17 protein-coding genes are annotated in these 17076 nt (G+C 75.2%); 14 read left to right on the top strand and 3 right to left on the bottom strand.

Features of this window, described 5'->3' with window-relative positions; genetic code table 11:
• Window positions 1-40 precede the first annotated feature (40 nt).
• Both ACQKM2_RS05180 and ACQKM2_RS05175 read left to right on the top strand, forming a co-directional pair.
• Window positions 41-1810, top strand: coding sequence for an ATP-binding cassette domain-containing protein (locus ACQKM2_RS05180; RefSeq protein ID WP_427706740.1), 1770 nt, complete (start codon window positions 41-43; stop codon window positions 1808-1810).
• Entirely contained in the window at window positions 1807-3564 is a 1758-nt protein-coding gene (locus tag ACQKM2_RS05175) for an ATP-binding cassette domain-containing protein (protein ID WP_427706738.1), read from the top strand. The genes ACQKM2_RS05180 and ACQKM2_RS05175 overlap by 4 nt, the downstream gene beginning before the upstream one ends.
• A 67-nt stretch (window positions 3565-3631) precedes the next feature.
• Here the strand turns inward: ACQKM2_RS05175 and ACQKM2_RS05170 are convergent, their stop codons facing one another.
• Complete coding sequence (locus ACQKM2_RS05170; RefSeq protein WP_427706736.1) at window positions 3632-4240, bottom strand: response regulator transcription factor; 609 nt, start codon at window positions 4238-4240, stop codon at window positions 3632-3634.
• A 517-nt stretch (window positions 4241-4757) separates the two neighbouring features.
• Here ACQKM2_RS05170 and ACQKM2_RS05165 point away from each other — a divergent pair.
• The 11 genes from ACQKM2_RS05165 to ACQKM2_RS05115 all read left to right on the top strand — a co-directional run bounded on the left by ACQKM2_RS05165 (window position 4758) and on the right by ACQKM2_RS05115 (window position 15095).
• Window positions 4758-5279, top strand: a complete 522-nt coding sequence (locus ACQKM2_RS05165) for a MarR family winged helix-turn-helix transcriptional regulator (RefSeq protein WP_427706734.1) — start codon at window positions 4758-4760, stop codon at window positions 5277-5279.
• A gap of 133 nt (window positions 5280-5412) precedes the next feature.
• Window positions 5413-5871 carry a hypothetical protein gene (locus tag ACQKM2_RS05160; protein ID WP_427706732.1) on the top strand — a complete coding sequence of 153 codons (459 nt, stop codon included), beginning with the start codon at window positions 5413-5415 and terminating at the stop codon, window positions 5869-5871.
• A complete protein-coding gene (locus ACQKM2_RS05155; protein WP_427706730.1) occupies window positions 5868-6734 on the top strand; it encodes an NmrA family NAD(P)-binding protein in 867 nt (288 codons plus the stop codon). Before ACQKM2_RS05160 ends, ACQKM2_RS05155 begins: the two co-directional genes overlap by 4 nt.
• Window positions 6735-6915: 181 nt before the next feature.
• Complete coding sequence (locus ACQKM2_RS05150; RefSeq protein WP_427706728.1) at window positions 6916-8313, top strand: hypothetical protein; 1398 nt, start codon at window positions 6916-6918, stop codon at window positions 8311-8313.
• Window positions 8314-8468: 155 nt separating this feature from the next.
• On the top strand, window positions 8469-9098 hold the full coding sequence (locus ACQKM2_RS05145) for an ankyrin repeat domain-containing protein (protein ID WP_427706726.1): 630 nt from the start codon (window positions 8469-8471) through the stop codon (window positions 9096-9098).
• Window positions 9095-10234 carry a hypothetical protein gene (locus tag ACQKM2_RS05140; protein ID WP_427706724.1) on the top strand — a complete coding sequence of 380 codons (1140 nt, stop codon included), beginning with the start codon at window positions 9095-9097 and terminating at the stop codon, window positions 10232-10234. The genes ACQKM2_RS05145 and ACQKM2_RS05140 overlap by 4 nt, the downstream gene beginning before the upstream one ends.
• A 50-nt stretch (window positions 10235-10284) precedes the next feature.
• Window positions 10285-10668: a hypothetical protein gene (locus tag ACQKM2_RS05135; protein ID WP_427706722.1), complete on the top strand. Its 384-nt coding sequence runs from the start codon at window positions 10285-10287 to the stop codon at window positions 10666-10668.
• Window positions 10669-10887: 219 nt separating this feature from the next.
• Window positions 10888-11928, top strand: a complete 1041-nt coding sequence (locus ACQKM2_RS05130) for a vWA domain-containing protein (protein WP_427706720.1) — start codon at window positions 10888-10890, stop codon at window positions 11926-11928.
• Window positions 11929-12155: 227 nt separating this feature from the next.
• Window positions 12156-13298: an ATP-binding protein gene (locus tag ACQKM2_RS05125; RefSeq protein WP_427706718.1), complete on the top strand. Its 1143-nt coding sequence runs from the start codon at window positions 12156-12158 to the stop codon at window positions 13296-13298.
• A gap of 227 nt (window positions 13299-13525) precedes the next feature.
• The gene (locus ACQKM2_RS05120; RefSeq protein WP_427706716.1) at window positions 13526-14653 is read left to right on the top strand and encodes a glycoside hydrolase family 26 protein; all 1128 of its coding nucleotides are present in this window, start codon (window positions 13526-13528) and stop codon (window positions 14651-14653) included.
• Between the two features lie 25 nt (window positions 14654-14678).
• On the top strand, window positions 14679-15095 hold the full coding sequence (locus ACQKM2_RS05115) for a secondary thiamine-phosphate synthase enzyme YjbQ (protein ID WP_427706714.1): 417 nt from the start codon (window positions 14679-14681) through the stop codon (window positions 15093-15095).
• An 89-nt stretch (window positions 15096-15184) separates the two neighbouring features.
• Here the strand turns inward: ACQKM2_RS05115 and ACQKM2_RS05110 are convergent, their stop codons facing one another.
• The gene (locus ACQKM2_RS05110; RefSeq protein WP_427706712.1) at window positions 15185-15472 is read right to left on the bottom strand and encodes a PRC-barrel domain containing protein; all 288 of its coding nucleotides are present in this window, start codon (window positions 15470-15472) and stop codon (window positions 15185-15187) included.
• Between the two features lie 264 nt (window positions 15473-15736).
• On the opposite strand from ACQKM2_RS05110, the gene ACQKM2_RS05105 reads away from it, so the two are divergent.
• A complete protein-coding gene (locus ACQKM2_RS05105) occupies window positions 15737-16177 on the top strand; it encodes a C40 family peptidase (protein WP_427706710.1) in 441 nt (146 codons plus the stop codon).
• A 49-nt stretch (window positions 16178-16226) separates the two neighbouring features.
• On the opposite strand, the gene ACQKM2_RS05100 is transcribed toward ACQKM2_RS05105, so the two are convergent.
• Complete coding sequence (locus tag ACQKM2_RS05100; protein WP_427706708.1) at window positions 16227-17012, bottom strand: SDR family NAD(P)-dependent oxidoreductase; 786 nt, start codon at window positions 17010-17012, stop codon at window positions 16227-16229.
• Window positions 17013-17076 lie beyond the last annotated feature (64 nt).

The raw sequence follows: 17076 nt of genomic DNA, 5'->3' as shown, positions 1-17076 counted from the left end.
CCGTGTCCCGGGCCCCGGGAGACACGAGGAGCCGCCGCCGATGACCCCGCCCGCCGCCGGTGAAGCCGCGGCCGCCGACCCGTCCGGTGGAGCGGCGGCCGCCGACCGGGCGCTGCGGGCGGCCGCGCGGCACAGCGCCGGCCGCAGCGCCGCCGTGGCCGGCTGCTCGCTGGCCGCCGCCTGCGCGGCACTCGCGGAACCGGCCCTCCTCGGCCACGCGCTCGACCTGCTGCTGCGCCGCGACCCCTCCGGCACCCTGTGGGCCCTGTGCTGCGCGGCGGTGATCGCCGCCGAGGTGCTGCTGGACGCCGCGACCGCACGGCTCACCGGCGGCGTCGACGCCCGCTCCACCGCCTGGCTGCGCCGGCGCGGCCTCGGCGCGCTGCTGCGCACCGCCCCGCACCACGCCGCCCGGTACTCCCCCGGCGAGGTCTCGGCCCGGCTCACCGCGCACGCCGCGGCCGCCGGGACCGTCCCCGCGGCGGCCGCGACGGCCGTCACGGCCCTGCTGCCGCCGGTCGGGGGACTCGTCGCGCTGTTCCTCGTCGACGTCTGGACCGGCCTCGCCTTCCTGGCCGGGGTGCCCGTCCTCGCGCTGCTGCTGCGGGCCTTCGCCCGCGCGTCGGACGCCAGCGTGGGCCGCTACCAGCAGGTGCAGCTCACCCTCGCCGGGCGCCTCGCCGAGGCCCTGGCCGGCGCCCGCACCATCGCGGCGGCCGGCACCGCCGAACGCGAGGCGGCACGGATCCTGGCCCCGCTGCCCGAACTGGGCCGCGAGGGACGGCTGATGTGGCGGATCTACGGGGGCACCGCCGCCCGCACCGGCGCCCTGATGCCGCTGCTGCTGTACGTGGTCCTCGGCGTGGGCGGCCTGCGCCTGGCGGCCGGGGCGCTCGGCGTCGGCGGCCTGCTCGCGGCCGTCCGCTACGCGGGGCTCGCGGCCGGTGCCGGAGCCGTCACGGGCCGGCTCGCGGCGGTGGTGCGCGGCCGGGCCGCCGCCCGCCGCACGGCCGCCCTGCTCGGCCTGCCCGAACTCCCCCAGGGGGAACGGGAGTACGCCGCCGACGGCCCCGGCACGCTGGAGCTGCGCGGGGTCAGTCTGGTGCGGGCGGGCCGGACCGTGCTGAGCGGCGTCGACCTGCGCCTGGCGGGCGGCACCACCACCGCGGTCGTCGGCCGTTCGGGGTCCGGCAAGAGCCTGCTGGCCGCCGCCGCCGGACGGCTCACCCCCTGCGACGGGGGCCGGGTCCTGCTGGACGGCACCCCGCTGGAGGAGCTCACCGCCCGGGCGCTGCGCCGCGAGGTCGGTCACGCCTTCGAGCGGCCCGCGCTGTTCGGGGCGACCGTCGGCGGGTCCGTCGCCTTCGGAGGCCGGCCGGAGCCCGGGGCGGACGCCGTGCGGGCCGCCGCGCGGGCCGCCGGCGCCGAACCGTTCGTACTCCGCCTGCCCCGGGGCTACCGGACGCCGCTCGCCGACGCCCCGATGTCCGGCGGCGAACTGCAACGCCTCGGCCTGGCACGGGCGTTCCGCGGTGCGGGACGGTTGCTCGTCCTCGACGACGCCACCTCCTCCCTGGACACCGTCACCGCCCGCGAGGTGGAGCTGGCCCTGGCCCGCGACGTACGGGCCCGGACCCGGCTCGTGGTGACCCACCGCGCCGCCACGGCCGCCCGCGCCGATCTCGTCGTATGGCTGGAGGCGGGCCGGGTCCGGGCCACCGGGGCCCACGCGGAGCTGTGGCGGGACCCCGGCTACCGCGCCCTGTTCGGGGCCGGCGGGGACGCGGCCGGCCCCGGGGAGCGGCGGTGAGCGGGGACGGCACCTGGCGGCGGGTCGGCGGCGAGGGACTCCGCTTCCTGCGCGGCCGGGCCCGGACGCTGCGCCGCCTCGCGCTGTGGTCCCTGCTGGAGTCCGCCCACACGTTCCTCGGCGGGTACGCGGTGGCCCGCGCCCTCGACGACGGCTTCCTCGCCGCCCGGACCGACACCGGGCTCGCCTGGCTGGCCGTCGCCGGGGCCGGCGCGCTCCTCGGCGGGCTCGCCCTGCGGGGGGTGTTCGGCGGGCTCGCCGACCTCGTCGAACCGCTGCGCGACGGCCTGGTGCGCCGGGCCGTGCGCCAGGCCCTGGAGCGGGCGGTCGCCGAACCCGCGCGGGCCGCGCACGACGGGGCCGTCTCCCGGCTGACCCAGCAGACCGAGATGGCCCGGGACTCCTTCGCCGGACTGGTGCTCGTCGCCCGGTCCTTCGTCTTCACGGCGGCGGGGGCGCTGGCCGGAATGGCGGCGCTGGCGCCCGTGCTGCTGCTGTTCGTGCTGCCGCCGCTGCTCCTGGGCACGGCCGGGTTCCTGCTGACGCTGCGCCCGATGGCCCGGGTGCAGCGGCGGGCGCTCGACACCGACGAGGCCCTGGCCGCGCGGACCGGCGAGCTGGCGGCGGGCCTGCGCGACGTGGTCGCCTGCGGGGGCGGCGCCGAGGCGGGGGCCGGCCCGCTGCTGCTGATCGCCGAACAGGAGCGGCTGACCCGGCTGCTCGCCCGGTGGGCCGCGCTGCGCACGGTGGCGCTCGGCGTCGCGGGCCGTCTCCCGGTCGTCGCGCTGCTGCTGGGGGCGCCCTGGCTGCTCGGGCGGGGGCTGAGCGCGGGAGCGCTGGCCGCGGCCCTCACGTACCTGGTCCAGTCGCTGCTGCCGGCGCTGGACGCGCTCATGGGCGCCTTGGGCTCCGCGGGCACCCGGCTCGTGGTGGTCCTGGACCGGTTCTGCCTCCCGCGGCCGGGGCGGGCGTCCGCCCCGGGGGCGCGGGAGCCCGGTCCTGAGCCGGTGCCGGTGCCGGCGCCCGGCGGCGGGGGGCTCGCCGCCGAGCTGCGGCAGGTGCGGTTCGCGTACGGTGTCCACGCCCTGCCGGTGGTCGACGGCCTGGACCTGGCCCTGCGCGAGGGGGAGCACCTCGCCGTGGTCGGGCCGAGCGGCATCGGCAAGTCCACGCTCACCGCCCTGCTGGCCGGGCTGCTGCCGCCCGGCCGGGGCACCGTGCTGCTGGCCGGAGCCCCGGCGCTGCGCGGGCCCGGCCGGGGCCCCGATCCCCGGCGGACCCTGCTGCCGCAGCAGGCGTACGTGTTCACCGGCTCCGTCCGCGAGAACCTGACGCACCTGTGCCCCGGGCCGGTGTCCGGGGCGCGGCTGGAACGGGCCGTGGCGGCCCTCGGGGCGGACGGCCTCGTGCGGCGGCTGGGCGGGCCCGACGCACCGTTGGACCCGGCCGGGCTCTCGCAGGGCGAGCGGCAGCTGCTGGCCCTGGTGGCCGCCCATCTGTCGCCCGCTCCGCTGCTGCTGCTCGACGAGGCCACCTGCCACCTCGATCCGGCGGCCGAGGAGCGCGCCGAGCGGGCGCTCGCCGACCGCCCCGGCACCCTGGTCGTCGTGGCCCACCGCATCTCCTCCGCGGCCCGGGCCGACCGGGTCCTCGTACTCGACGGGAGCCGTGCGGTCTGCGGCACGCACGCGGACCTCCCGGCCCGGTCGGCGCTGTACCGGGAGCTGGTGGGGGTCTGGAACGCCCGGGTGTGAACGGGCGGGTGTGAACGGGCGGGTGGGAGCGGGCGGGTGGGAGCGGGCGGGTGGGAGCGGGTAGGGCTCAGACCCAGCCGGCCCGCCGGGAGATCCGGATCGCGTCTATCCGGTTGCGGGCGCCGATCTTGCGGGTGGCGGCGGCCATGTAGTTGCGCACGGTGCCGCTGGCGAGGTGCAGGGCGTGGGCGATCTCCGCGATGGAGTCACCCTCCGCGGCCCGGGCCAGCACGGTCAGTTCGCGCGGGCTGAGCGGCATGGGGTCGGCCTCCAGGAGGGCCGAGGCGAGCGAGGGGTCGACGAACCGTTCTCCGGCGGCGACCTTGCGGATGGCCCGGACGAGGCGGCCGGGCGATCCGTCCTTGTCGACGTAGCCGCGCGCCGCGGCGCGGACTCCACGCTGCAGGGAGCCGGGGGTTCCCGAGGTGGCGAGGACCAGCAGCGGGTCGGGCGGCCCGTCGAGCGGGCGGGAGGTCCCCGCCCGGGCCTCCAGGGTGGCCGAAGCGCCCGGACAGTCGAGGTCGACGACGGTCACGTCCGGCCGTAAGGACTCCGCCTCGCGGGCCGCGGACCGCCAGCCGGCGCACGTGACGTCGAACCCGCCCTCGGATCTCAGCAGGGCGGCGAGCGCGGACCTCACGATGCTGACGCTGTGCAGGACGAGGACCTTGGTCATCGGGGCTCTCCTCGGGTGCTGATCAACGGGCACCAAGCGGGTGCCCAGCAACCAACGGGTAGGAACGTGGGCCCGGGCGGCGCAGGGGGGCGCGTGGCCGAAGCCCGGCGCCCCGGCGGGGAGCCGCGGGGGCGGGTACACCCGCGCCACGCTCCGCCGGTGCGGCCGCGCCGCGGGGTCGGGCGCGTCGGCGGCCCGAAGCGGTAGGGCTGATTCCGGGCGCCTTCGGCGGGACGCGGGGGCGCTGCGGGCCCCTGCTCGGCGAGGTCCGCCAGGGCCGCCGGCTGCCGGCGCACCGCCAGGACGGCTCGGCGGCCGAGGCGATCGCCGGGATCCGACGGCCGCTCGACGACGCCGCCGACACCGAGGGCGCGGGTCCGCACCACCACGCCCGGTCGAGCGAGGAGGCGAGGAGCCCTTCGAGGTCCTGCTCGGCGAGCAGGACCTCTGCGACGTCCGCGTCGCCGCGCCCGCCCCTCACTTGACCGGCAATCTGATTAGCCGCCATACTTTCCCCGTGATCCAGCATCCCGGCAACGACCCCGACGCGCCCACCCTCGACCAGGCCCGCCGCCAGATCGCCCGCTACGGCCTCACGGCCGATCCGCAGGCGGTCCTGGTCGCGGCACGGCTGATGGCGGCGGGCGCCCGGATCGGGCAGGCCGGCGAGGTGCACTTCGGCCGCTTCGGCCTCTCCACCGGCCGCTACCGGCTGCTGGCCGACCTGGAGGACCACGGCGGCGAGAAGTCGCCCTCCCGGCTCGCGGCGAGCCTCGGCGTGTCACGCGCCACGGTGACGGGCCTGGTCGACGGCCTGGAGCGGGAGGGACTGGTGGCCCGCCGGCCGTCCACGGAGGACGGGCGCGGCAACGTGGTGATCCTCACCGCGCGCGGCGCCGACAAGCTGCGCGACCTGGCACCGGAGCACTTCAGCCGGATGCAGGGACTGGTCGACGGCCTCTCCCCCGAGGAGCGCACCACCTTCCTCGACCTGCTGTCCCGGGTGGTCGCGGGCATCGACTCGCTCACGGAGGACTGACCCCGACCCGGCGGGCCGCCAGGAGGCGACCCGCCCTTCCTTCACCCAGGTAATTAGGGAACTAATCACCTGACCCCCTGACGTAGTAGTCAGCCGACTGAACATCCGAGCATCTCTCCCGAGAGGACACCCCATGACGAGCACGAAGGCTCCCGGCGCTCCCCCGCCGACGCCCGTCCTGTGGCCCGACGTTCTGGCCGCCTACGCCATGCCCGCCCTGACGGCCGGTCTCGCGGGGGCCGTCACCGGGCAGCCGCAGCTGGTGGCCGCGGCACTCACCACCATCGGCGGCACCTCCGCCCTGGTCGCCGCCGCCCTCGGCGCGACCCTGCGGCGCCGGCCCGCGCACACCCGTCCCGCCCGCATACCGCGCCCGCTCGCGGCCGCCGCCCTCGGCCTGGCGGGCGCGCTGTTCGGCCTGGCCGCCGGACTCGCCGCCGCCCACTGGCTGCCGCAGGTCCCGGCCCTCGCCGACAGCCCCTGGCCGCGCCGGCTTCCCGTCGACCTGCCGGTGTCGGCGGCGATCGCGGCCACCATCACCGCCTGGCGGCGGCTCCCCGCCACACCCCGCTCCGGAAGGAAGACACCGTGATCGTCATCATGGGCGCCGCCGGCGCCACCGGCGGCGCCACCCTGCGCAGCCTCGCGGCCCTCGGCGCAGCCGGCCGGGCCCTGACCCGCGACCCCGTCCGCCTGGCCGCCGGCCTCGACGAGCAGACCCTGGCCCGTACCACGGTCGTGGCGGCGGACGCCGCCGATCCGGGCTCCCTGCGGGCGGCCTTCCGGGGCGCCCGGGGGCTCTTCCTCACCATGGCCAACGGCCCGGACCAGGTCCGGTACGAGCTGAACGCCATCGAGGCGGCCGTCGACTGCGGGGTGGAGCACATCGTCAAGGTGTCCGCGCCCGCGGCCGAGCCGGACTCCCCCGTCGCGGTCTCCCGCGGCCACCACCTGGTCGAGGAGCGGCTGCGGTCCTGCGGCACCACCGCCACCGTGCTGCGGCCGTACGCCTTCATGCAGAAGCTGCTGCTCCTGGCCCCCGGCATCGCCCGCGCCGGACTGGTCCACGGCGCCATGGGCGGGGCGCGGTGCAACTACGTGGACGTCCGGGACATCGGCGACGCCGCGGCCGTCCTCCTCACCCGCCCGGAGCCGGCCGGCGGCGCGTACCCGCTCACCGGCGGGCGGGCCTACAGCCACCCGGAACTCACCGCGCTGCTAGGCGAGATGCTCGGCCGGCCGGTCCGCTACCTCGACCTCGGCCCGGCCGGACTCCACGCCCACCTGGTCGACCGGGCCGGGATGCCGCCCTGGCTGGCCTCCCACGTGGTGGAGATCCAGCAGCTCGCGGCGGCCCGCGAGGAGGTCCCGGACGACGCCTTCCTCCGCCTCACCGGACGCGCCCCGCGCACCCTTGAGGCCTTCCTGCGCGAGAACCTGCACCGGTTCCGCTGACCGGGGGTCAAGAGGGCGTGCGGGCCCCACCCGTTCGCAGGACCGCGTGATCCGTACGGGCTGTCCGCGCGCCCGTACGGATCAGGCCGGGGAGCCGACCACCCGGGTGCGTGGTCGGCTGGGCTCGGCCGGGTGCTCCCCCGCCCCGGCCGCACCCCCGAAGTCGCAGAAGGAGGAACCCATGTCCCGTCGGCACGTCCCGGCCGTCCTCGCCCTCGTCGCGGGCGCGCTGGTCGCGGTCCCGGCCCAGGCCGCGCACGCCGCCACCGTCCAGGTCCCCTGCTCGGTCCCGGACCTCGTCAAGGCGATCAACACGGCGAACGGCACCCCGAGGGCGGACACGATCCGGCTGGCGCGGGGGTGCACGTACAAACTGCGGGCGCCGGACCCCGTGAACCCGGGCAACGGTCTGCCGGTGATCACCAGTGAGATCACCATCGACGGGCGCGGGGCCACCATCGAACGCGACGGGCAGGGCGGGGAGGTGCCCAGGTTCCGGATCATCTACGTCGACAAGACGGGCGTTCTCAAGCTGATCCGGACCACCATCCGCGGCGGCTACGCCACGGACTGCCCCGCCTTCCCCGACGCCGTGGGCGCCTCCTGCGGCGGCGGCATCTCCAACAACGGGAAGATGCGGATCACCCACAGCAAGTTCACCGGCAACACCTCCGCCTCCCCGGTCTTCGCCCAGGGCGGCGGCATCGACAGCCCCGGCAGCGCCAAGAGCACCATCAGCGACACCGAAGTGAGCGGGAACCACGTCGTCTACACCGGGCAGGAGCCCGAAAGCGGCGCCGCGGGCGGCGGCATCTCCAACGACGGTCCGCTGACCATCACCGACTCGAAGCTCAGCGGGAACACCGCGACGGTCACCCCGGACACCCGGAGCACCGCCTTCGGCGCCGGCATCATCAGCTTCTTCGGCACGACCATCAAGAACACCGTCATCAGCGGGAACCGCGCCTTCGCCGAGAAGGGGACCGCGCGCGCGGCCGTCTCCAACGGCATCCCGGCAGACTCCGGGAGACTGACCGTGATCGGCGGGGCCGTCCGCGACAACGTCTCCGACGCCCCGGGCGGCGTGGCCCAGGGCGGCGGCATCGCCAACAACGCCCTGATGACCGTGAAGGGCGTGAAGATCAGCGGCAACCGGGCGGTCGCCAAGGACGGCATCGCGCGCGGCGGCGGTGTCCGGGTGGGCCCCTCCGGCACGCTCGACCTGAAGGAGAGCCGCATCACGGGCAACACCGTCGAGGCACCGGGCGGCACCGCGCAGGGCGCCGGCATCGACAACCCCGACGGCGGGGTCCTCAGGGCCGAGCGAAACGAAATCCTCCGCAACACGGCCACCGCGGAGAACGGCACCGCGCAGGGCGGCGGGCTCTACCACGCGGCAGGGCTGCCGGCGTCCGGCACGTCCACGCTGAAGCGGAACACCATCACCGACAACCGGGCGGCCGACGGCGGCGGCATCTTCAGGGCCTCCGGCGGTCTCACCCTGAACGGCGACGTCGTCCGCGAGAACCGGCCGAACAACTGCGCCCCGACCGGAACGGTCCCGGGCTGCACCGGCTGAGGCACGTCGCCGCGGCCGGTCCGCCGGGCCCTGGTAGCCGATGCCGGTGCGGGACGGATCAGCCGATCGGATGACGGGCGGGTCGGCCGGGCGGGCGGCCCGGCAGGGACGGCGGGCGGACCGCCCACCCTGCCGGGCCGGGCCACGATGGGGGCATGAACCCGCACGACCGACTGCTGCTCGACGCCGCCAAGGCCGGGGACACCGACGCGGTGCGCGCCGCGCTCGCCGCCGGCGCCGCCCTGGAGACCCGCGACGAGGACCTCCGCACACCGCTGCTGCTCGCGGTGCTCGGCGACCACCTCCGGGCGGCCGAGGTCCTGGTGGCCGCCGGCGCCGACCCGAACGCCCCCGACTCCCGCGCGGACAGCCCCTGGCTGGTCACCGGCGTCACCGGCAGCGTCCGCATGATGCGGGCCCTGCTCCCGGCGGGACCCGATCTGGGGCAGCGGAACCGCTTCGGCGGGATCTCGCTCATCCCGGCCGCCGAGCGCGGGCACGTCGGATACGTGCGGGCCGTGCTGGCGGAGACCGACATCGACGTCGACCACGTCAACCGGCTCGGCTGGACCGCCCTGCTGGAGGCGGTGATCCTCGGCGACGGCGGCTCCCGCCACGAGGAGGTCGTCCGGCTGCTGCTCGCCGCCGGAGCCGACCCGCGGCTCGCCGACTCCAAGGGCGTGACGGCGTACGAGCACGCGGTGCGGCGCGGCTTCGACGGCCTGGCCCGGCTGCTGCGCGCGGCGCAGGACCGGTCGGGCGGCGGCGGCCGGAGCGCGCGGTGAGCCGCCGGGCCCGGGCCCGCGGCCGGGCACTGCTCGTGGCCGTACCGGCCGTCCTCGCGCTGCTCGGCGGCTGCACCACCTCGGCCGGGGCGGAGGGCGGCGCCGGCCGTGCCTCCGCCCCGCCCGCCGCCCCGGGCGGGACCCCGCTGCCGGGCGGACTCCCCACCCCCGAAGGGACCCTGCTGGTCGCCGACTTCGGCGCCGACACCGTGACCTTCGTCGATCCCCGGCGCGGCCCGGTCGGGTCCGTGGCCGTCGGCACGGCGCCGTACGGGCTGGCCGTCGGCCCGGACGGGCTCGCCTGGGTGGCCACCGCCGAGGGCGTGGCGGTGGTCGACACCCGTGCCCGCACCCGGGTGGCCCGCATCCCGTACACGACGCGTACGGGTCCGGTCGGCACCGGCGAGTACCGGGGCGGCGGCATGGGCATCGCGCTCTCGCCGGACGGCTCGCGCGCCTACGTGGGGGTGAACGTCCCCGGCGGCCGGGGCGTCCTGGAGGTGATCGACACCGCCGGGCGCTCGGTCACGGCGACGGTGCCGGTGGGCCGGCGGCCCTTCGACGTGGACGTCGCCCGTGACGGCGGCGAGGTGTACGTCACCGGGCACGACTCCTTCGACGTCACGGTGGTCTCGGCGGACACCCTCGCCCCGCGCCGCATCGAGGTCGCCCCGTACGGCACCGAGGGCGGGCTCGGCTCCTGGCTCAAGCCGCACTACGCGGTCGTGCGTCCGGGTGACGGCCGGCTGCTGCTGCCGTTCGAGGGGGAGCGGCTGGCCGTGGTGGACCCGCGCAGCGGCACGGTCGCGGTGGAGCCGATGACGGCCGCCACCCACCAGCACGGGACCGCCCTCACGGCCGACGGGCGGCTCCTCGTCGTGGGCACCGGTGCCGTGGAGGAGGGTGCGGGCCCGTCGCTGACCGTGCGGTCGCCGGGCGGCGAGGAGCGCGTGTACCCGCTGGAGGGCCCGCACGAGGACGTGGCGGTGTCGCGCGACGGCCGGACGGCGTACGTCACCGGCGGCTACACGCGGGACGGCTACTGGAACGGGCTGACCGTCGTCGACCTCGCCGACGGCACCACCCGGCGCCTCCCGGCCGGGACCCGCCCCCTGGGCATCGCCGTCCTCCGGTGAACGCGGCGCGGCGGGCCGGCGCCGGCCCCCGGTCCCGCTAGCGTCTGGGCATGCCGCCGCCGGAGACGATCTACTACGTCGACCACTCGGACGTCCTGCCGGGCCGCCTCGACGACGTGAAGGCGGCCATGCGGGAGCTGGCGGCCTTCGTCGAGACGGTCGAACCGCAGCTGCTGGCCTACCGCTTCCACGTCGACCGGGCCGGGTCGACCATGACCCTGGTGGCCGTCCACCCCGACGCGGCCTCGCTGGAGCTCCACCTGGAACTCGGCGGCCCCAGGTTCCGGGCCTTCGTCCCGCTGATCCGGATGCGCTCCATCGACGTGTACGGCGACCCGGGCCCCTCGGTGATGGACCGCCTCCACGCCAAGGCCGCCCTCCTCGGCAACGGCACCGTCACGGCCCACACCTCGGTCGCGGGCTTCACCCGCTGACGGGGTGAGACGCTGTCAGTACGCGGAACAGCGGTATCCCTCCGCGTTCCAGGCGTCCTTCCCGGTCTTCGGCGGCCCGCCGGGGTAGCCCCCGACGCTCCGTACGCTTTCGCCTGCGCACTCCTCGAAGGCCGCCGGCCGAGCGGTCCGAGGCCGATTGTCAGTGGCGGGTGCGAGGATCGGAGCATCAAGTCGGGAACGGAATCAGGGGGGTCCGCCATGGCCGGAATCCAGAATTACATCAATCACGTCGCCCTCGTGCTGGACGCGAGTTCTTCCATGTCGCACCTGAGTCAGAAGGTGGTCGACGTAGCCGATCAGCAGATCGCTTATCTGGCCCGTCGTTCCAAGGAACTGGACCAGGAAACCCGGGTCACGGTCTACGTGTTCTCGAACAAGGTCGAGTGCGTCATCTACGACAAGGACGTGCTGCGGATGCCGTCCCTGAAGCAGCTGTACCGGGTCGGCGGGATGACGGCGCTGCTGGCGGCGACGCTGCAGTCGCAGCGGGAGCTGGCGCAGACGGCCCAGCTGTACGGCGACCACAGCTTCCTGACCTTCGTGCTGACCGATGGTCAGGAGAACGCCAGCCACCGGTGCCCGGGCGCCCCCGGCCGCACCCCCGGTGAGCTGGTGAAGGCCGTGGGCACGATGATCGAGACGCAGGACGACAACTGGACGCTGGCCGTCCTGGTGCCGGACCAGATGGGCAAGCGCGAGGCCATGCAGTGCGGCTTCCCGAAGGACAACATCGCCATCTGGGACGCCACGAGCACGCAGGGGCTGGAGGACGCCGGGCAGGTCATCCAGGAGGCCACCGAGAAATTCATGGTGGGCCGTACGAAGGGAATCCGCGGATCGCGGGCGGTTTTCTCCACGGGCGGTGAAGCGGTCAACAAGAAGGCGATCGAGGCGGCCGGTCTCACTCCCGCGGATCCGTCGAAGTACCAGCTCATTCCGGTGGCCCGTGACGCGGCCATCCGGGAATGGGTCGTCGAGAGCGGGCACACCTACCGCACCGGTTGTGCTTTCTACCAGCTGAGCAAGTCGGAAAAGGTCCAGGCGCGAAAGCAGATAGCGGTGCTGGAGAAGAAGACGGACCGGGTCTACACGGGGCCGGAGGCCCGCGCCCTGCTCGGCCTGCCCGACGCGGAGGTCCGCGTCAAGCCCGACCACAACGACGACTTCACGATCTTCATCCAGAGCACGAGCGTCAACCGCAAGCTGGTGCCGCAGACGCGGCTGCTGCTCATGGTCTGAAGAACCGGGAATCGGGGGCCTGCGGGCCGCCCGGAACGGGGGCCCGGGGGCCTTCGGAGGGGGTCCCCGGCGCCTGGCAACCGGGGTCGCGACAGGTCGGCCGCCCGGACCCGCGCGGGGCGCCCATCCGGCCGTACACCGGTTCGGGGAAAAGGGCCTGACCTGGTGTTATGCGAGATCATGCCTAGGCTGTGGGGGTCTGCTGGACACCATCGAAGGGGGACTTCATGAGCAAGGACCGCATCGAGTACGACGCCTCCCACATCCAGGTGCTGCAGGGCCTGGAAGCCATCAGGAAGAAGCCCGGCATGTACGTCGGGTCGAGCGGCGAACGCGGGCTGCACCAGCTGGTCTTCGAGGTCGCCGACCGGGCGGTGAACGAGGTCCTGGCCGGCCGTGCCGGGGCCGTGCACATCACCCTCACGGCCGACGGCTCGGTACGGGTCGCCGACGACGGCCCGGCGCTGCCCGCGGAGGAGGCGGACGCGCTGCTGAGCCGCCTGCCCGCCGGACGCCGGCACGCCGGCCGGCACGTGGTCGCCCTGGGCCTGGGCGGTACCGGCCTGTGCGTCGCCAACGCGCTGTCGAGCCGCCTGACCACAGAGCTGCGGCACGACGGCGTCCGCCTGCTGCGGGAGTACGAGCGCGGCAAGGAGGTCACGCCGCTGACCCCGGCGGGCCCCGCGGCCGGCACCGGCACCGTGATCACCTTCCGGCCCGACACCGAGATCTTCGGCACGGCCCCGTACGCGTTCGACGTACTGGCGGACCGCTTCCGGGAGCTGGCCTTCCTGAACCGTGCCCTGGACCTCACGCTGACCGACGGGCGCGCCGCGGACGGGCCGCGCTCCGAGCGGTTCCGGTTCCCGGACGGGGCCCGGGAGTTCGTCGCCTTCCTCGGGGCCGGGGCAGGGGAGCCCGTCCACCCGGAGGTCTTCGGCTTCGAGCGGGAGGTCCCGGCGATGGGCGGCACGGTGGAGGTGGCCCTGCGCTGGCACGACTCCCCCGGCGAGCGGGTCCTGAGCTTCGCCAACAGCTCGCCCACCCCGTACGGCGGTACGCACGCCGAAGGCCTGCGCGACGGGCTGGCGGCCGCCGTCGGCGCGTTCACGCGCGAGCGGGGGCCGCTGTCGGCGGCGGAGCCGGGACCCGCCGCCGACGGCGCCGGCGAGGGGCTGGTCGCGGTCGTCTCGGTGAAGCTCGACCGGCCCGAGTTCCAGGGCGCCACGCACGGGATGCTCGGTGGCCCCGCGGTGCGCGGCGGCGTCGCGGAGGCCGTGCGGGAGGAGCTGGGCGCCTGGTTCGCGCGGGACCGGAAGACGGCCGCGGCCGTCGTCAGCCGCCTGCTGCGGGGCTCCCGCCGGGCCTGACCCGCCTCCGGGACGGGCCGGTCTCCCGGCGAACGGATGTCCGGCCCTCCCGCCGTCACCTGATCGGATCAAACGACGGCGGTCCGCTACGGCGAATGGTCCAGGATCGGGACACCGGACAGGCCGTTGTCCGGGTGGGGTGCCTAACGTCGCTGAGGAGGCACACCGCTCGCCGACGCGTTCGCAGACCTGTTCGCAGACCCTTTCGCAGACCTTGTGGAGACGCCATGTCCCGTAGAGGCCGCTGGATGGCCGGCGCCTGCGCCAGTACGGCCGCCGTCGTACTGCTCGCCACCGGGGGCGCCCCGGCCCCCGCGCCGCACGGGGCGTTCGGGGGAGGCTCCGGGAAGGGGGTCGCGGTGGGCGCCTACCTCCACTACGGCTCACCCGGCGTCGACCGGATGCAGGGGCTCTCGCACTGGCTCGGCGGCACCGACCTGCGAGCCGGGCACACCTATCTGCCCGGCGACACCTGGACGAACATCGAGGGGGCGCCCGATTCCCTGCACACCTGGGCGCGGTGGCGCAAGGAGCGCTCGGACCGGCTGTTCGTCCTCAACGTGCCCATGCTCGACCGGAACGAGGCCGGCGTGCCCGACGCCCGGGTCGCCGAGCTGCTGCGCGCCGGCGCGGAGGGCGCGTACGACCACCACTTCCGGCGGCTGGCCGGGCGCCTGGTCTCCCTCGGGCTGCAGGACACCGTGATCGTGCTCGGTTGGGAGATGAACGGGTTCAACTACACCCACCGGTGCAAGCCCGACCCGGAGAGCTGGAAGCGGTACTGGCGCAACATCGTGTCCTCGATGCGCTCGGTGCGGGGCCAGCGGTTCCGCTTCGACTTCGCCCCCAACCGGGGCCCTGACTCGATCGCTTGGACGAAGTGCTATCCCGGGGACGACGTGGTCGACATCGTCGGCATGGACTCCTACGACCAGCCGCCCGGGGAGAGCTTCGAGGAGCAGGTCACCCAGCCGTACGGCCTCCAGCAGCACATCGACTTCGCGCGGGAGCACGGCAAGCGGATCTCGTACCCGGAGTGGGGGCTGTTCCGCAACGGCGACAACGCCGAGTACATGCGGGACATGCTGGCGTGGATCGCCGACCACAAGCCGCTGTACCACAGCATCACCGACTACTGCCCGCACGGTGTGTGGCAGTGCGGGCAGAACCCGCGCTCCGCGCAGGTGTTCCGGGAGTTCCTGTCGTCGGGCCGGGGCGGGCGGCCGGCGGGCGGCCCGCCGCGCCCGGACGGTGACGGGGGCCCCGGCGGCGCCGGCCGTGAGGCGGCGGGACCCGGCGCCCTCTGGGGCGGCCCCGCCCTCGGGGCCGGCACCGGTCCGCGCGCGCGGAAGTGACCCGCGTCCGTCCGAGGATGGCGGGATGACATTCACGACACGGACCATCGACGTCACCACCGGCTCGGCGGAGACCGTCCATGACCTGACCTCGGCCTGCGCCGGCTTCCTGCGCGAGGCGGCCCGGGGCCGCGACGGGCTCCTCAACGTGTTCACCCCGCACGCGACGGCCGGGCTCGCGGTCATCGAGACGGGTGCGGGCAGCGACGACGACCTGCTCGACGCCCTGGCCGGGCTGCTGCCCGCCGACGACCGCTGGCGCCACCGCCACGGCTCCCCCGGCCACGGCCGGGACCACGTGCTCCCGGCGTTCGTCCCGCCGCACGCCACACTGCCGGTCGTCGACGGCGAACTCGCCCTGGGCACCTGGCAGTCCGTCGTGCTGGTGGACACCAACAAGGACAACCCCCGGCGTACCGTGCGGCTGTCCTTCCTCGGCTGACCGGCCGCACCGGCCCGCGCACGAACGCACCGGCCCGCACCGGTGGCGCGGGCCGGTTTCCGGCCATCTCCGCCGTCCTGCACGGCGGTTCAGAACGGGCGGCCGCCGAAGGCGCCGCCGGAGCGGTAGCAGTCGGCCGGTTCGTCGTGGCAGCCGGCGTCGCCGAGGTGCTTCTCGCGGTGGAACTCCGGTGCGTTCTCGACCTGTTCCCCGGTCCGGTCGACGTGGGCCTCCTCCTCGTCGACGTCGATCCGCGAGACGGCGCCGGCGGGCAGCAGGACCTCCTTGCCGAAGATCCACGGGCCGGTGTCGACCACCCGGCAGGCGGAGCCGACCTCGTCCGAGTGCCTGTCGGCCTTGCCGATGCCGCCGTCCACGGCCTCCCCCCTTGAATCCGCTCAGGTCGACGCCCTGCAGCCGGCCGGACGTCTCGCGGTAGCCCCACGCGTTCTCGGTCCCGCACCCGCCCCGCATGCGCCCCGGAAAACTCGCGCCGTGTCCGAGCGTGCAAGTGCGGACACTTCGTGCAAAATGGGCGGTCGTCGGGAGCCATTACGCAGTCACCGAGAACAGTCACCATCACGGTCTTGTTCCTGTATCTGAATGCGGAGGTATCACGATTGCCGAAAACAGAAAAACGCATGAAGAGACATCGCGGCCCCGCCCTGCTCGTCTCCGTCTCCGTCGCCGCCGCCCTGTTCGCCCCCGCGCGCCCGGCCCAGGCCGCCTCCCTGTACGGGATAAAGGCCGTGGCCATCGCCGCCTCCAAGAAAGGCGCACCTTACGTCTACGGGGCCACCGGGCCCGATGAATTCGACTGCTCGGGCCTCACCCTCTACGCCTTCCGGAAGGCCGGCCGGGCCCTTCCCCGCACTGCGGAAGCGCAGTACGAGAGCACACTCCACATTCCGCACGCGCAGCGCGCACCCGGCGATCTGGTCTTCTTCCCCAAAGGGGGAACCATGGGCCACGTCGGCATCTACGCCGGCCACGACAAGATCTGGCACGCCCCCAAACCCGGCACCCGCGTACGGCTGGAACGCATCTGGACCGGCACCGCCCGCTACAGCCGGGCCAATTGAACGAGCAGTGGGGCGAAACGAATCGGCACCACGGGCAACGGCGGCACGCCTACCGGTACGAGCGCTGCGCCTCGACGATCCGCCGCACCGAGCGGCCCACTCCGGCCCGGGCCTGGACCCGCTCGGCGAAGCCGGGGAACTGGCCGGCCACGGCACTGAGCAGCCGCAGCTCCAGCGGGGCCACGTTGACCTCGCAGAGGTCGCGGCGGACCGCCCGTACGACGCCCTCGGCGACCTGTCCCGGCGTCACGGTCCTGATACCGCCCGGCGGGGTGGCGCCCGTCGCCGCGAACATGCCCGCGTCGCGCACGAATCCCGGCTGCACGAGGGACACCCCCACCCCCGTGCCCCTGAGTTCCTGGCGCAGGGCGAGGGCGAAGCCGCGCAGCCCGAACTTCGTCGCGTTGTACAGGGAGGTCGACCTGGTGGCCGCCTTCCCGGAGATGGAGCCCACCAGCACGATGTGGCCGCGGCCGCGCTCCGCCATGCGCGCCGCGAGCAGCCGGGACAGCAGGACGGGCGCGCGCAGGTTGACGTCGACGGCGCGGTCGAGCTGCTCCTCGGTGTAGTCCAGCAGGTCACCGCTGGCGGGCAGGGCTGCGTTCGCGACGAGGACGTCCGTCCCGGCGCAGGTCTCCGCGAGCCGCAGCACGTCCGGGCGGACGGCGAGATCGGCGACCACGGCGCGGGCGCCGCACGCGTCGGCGGTGTCCTTCAGGGCCCCTTCCCGGCGGCCGGTGACGGTGAGGCGGGCCCCTTCGGCGGTCAGGCGCGCCGCCAGGGCGGCTCCGATGCCTCCGGTGGCCCCGGTGAGCAGGACGTTCGATCCGGACATCTCCACGACGACTCCCGTACGGCGTTCGATCGGACTGTTCGCTCCTACTGTTCGTTCGAACGAA

Source organism: Streptomyces sp. NPDC004126 (assembly GCF_050275515.1).
Classification (GTDB): domain Bacteria; phylum Actinomycetota; class Actinomycetes; order Streptomycetales; family Streptomycetaceae; genus Streptomyces.
The sequence above is the reverse complement of the archived record's forward strand: the minus strand, read 5'-3'. Positions and strand labels throughout refer to the sequence as shown.

Bases quoted from the DNA above. Each gene is read 5' to 3' on its own strand.
- ACQKM2_RS05160 (WP_427706732.1), top strand. From the start codon at position 5,413: ATGACGAGCACGAAGGCTCCCGGCGCTCCCCCGCCGACGCCCGTCCTG.
- ACQKM2_RS05105 (WP_427706710.1), top strand. From the start codon at position 15,737: ATGAAGAGACATCGCGGCCCCGCCCTGCTCGTCTCCGTCTCCGTCGCC.
- ACQKM2_RS05100 (WP_427706708.1), bottom strand. From the start codon at position 17,012: ATGTCCGGATCGAACGTCCTGCTCACCGGGGCCACCGGAGGCATCGGA.
- ACQKM2_RS05180 (WP_427706740.1), top strand. From the start codon at position 41: ATGACCCCGCCCGCCGCCGGTGAAGCCGCGGCCGCCGACCCGTCCGGT.
- ACQKM2_RS05135 (WP_427706722.1), top strand. From the start codon at position 10,285: ATGCCGCCGCCGGAGACGATCTACTACGTCGACCACTCGGACGTCCTG.
- ACQKM2_RS05120 (WP_427706716.1), top strand. From the start codon at position 13,526: ATGTCCCGTAGAGGCCGCTGGATGGCCGGCGCCTGCGCCAGTACGGCC.
- ACQKM2_RS05125 (WP_427706718.1), top strand. From the start codon at position 12,156: ATGAGCAAGGACCGCATCGAGTACGACGCCTCCCACATCCAGGTGCTG.
- ACQKM2_RS05170 (WP_427706736.1), bottom strand. From the start codon at position 4,240: ATGACCAAGGTCCTCGTCCTGCACAGCGTCAGCATCGTGAGGTCCGCG.
- ACQKM2_RS05150 (WP_427706728.1), top strand. From the start codon at position 6,916: ATGTCCCGTCGGCACGTCCCGGCCGTCCTCGCCCTCGTCGCGGGCGCG.
- ACQKM2_RS05115 (WP_427706714.1), top strand. From the start codon at position 14,679: ATGACATTCACGACACGGACCATCGACGTCACCACCGGCTCGGCGGAG.
- ACQKM2_RS05130 (WP_427706720.1), top strand. From the start codon at position 10,888: ATGGCCGGAATCCAGAATTACATCAATCACGTCGCCCTCGTGCTGGAC.
- ACQKM2_RS05145 (WP_427706726.1), top strand. From the start codon at position 8,469: ATGAACCCGCACGACCGACTGCTGCTCGACGCCGCCAAGGCCGGGGAC.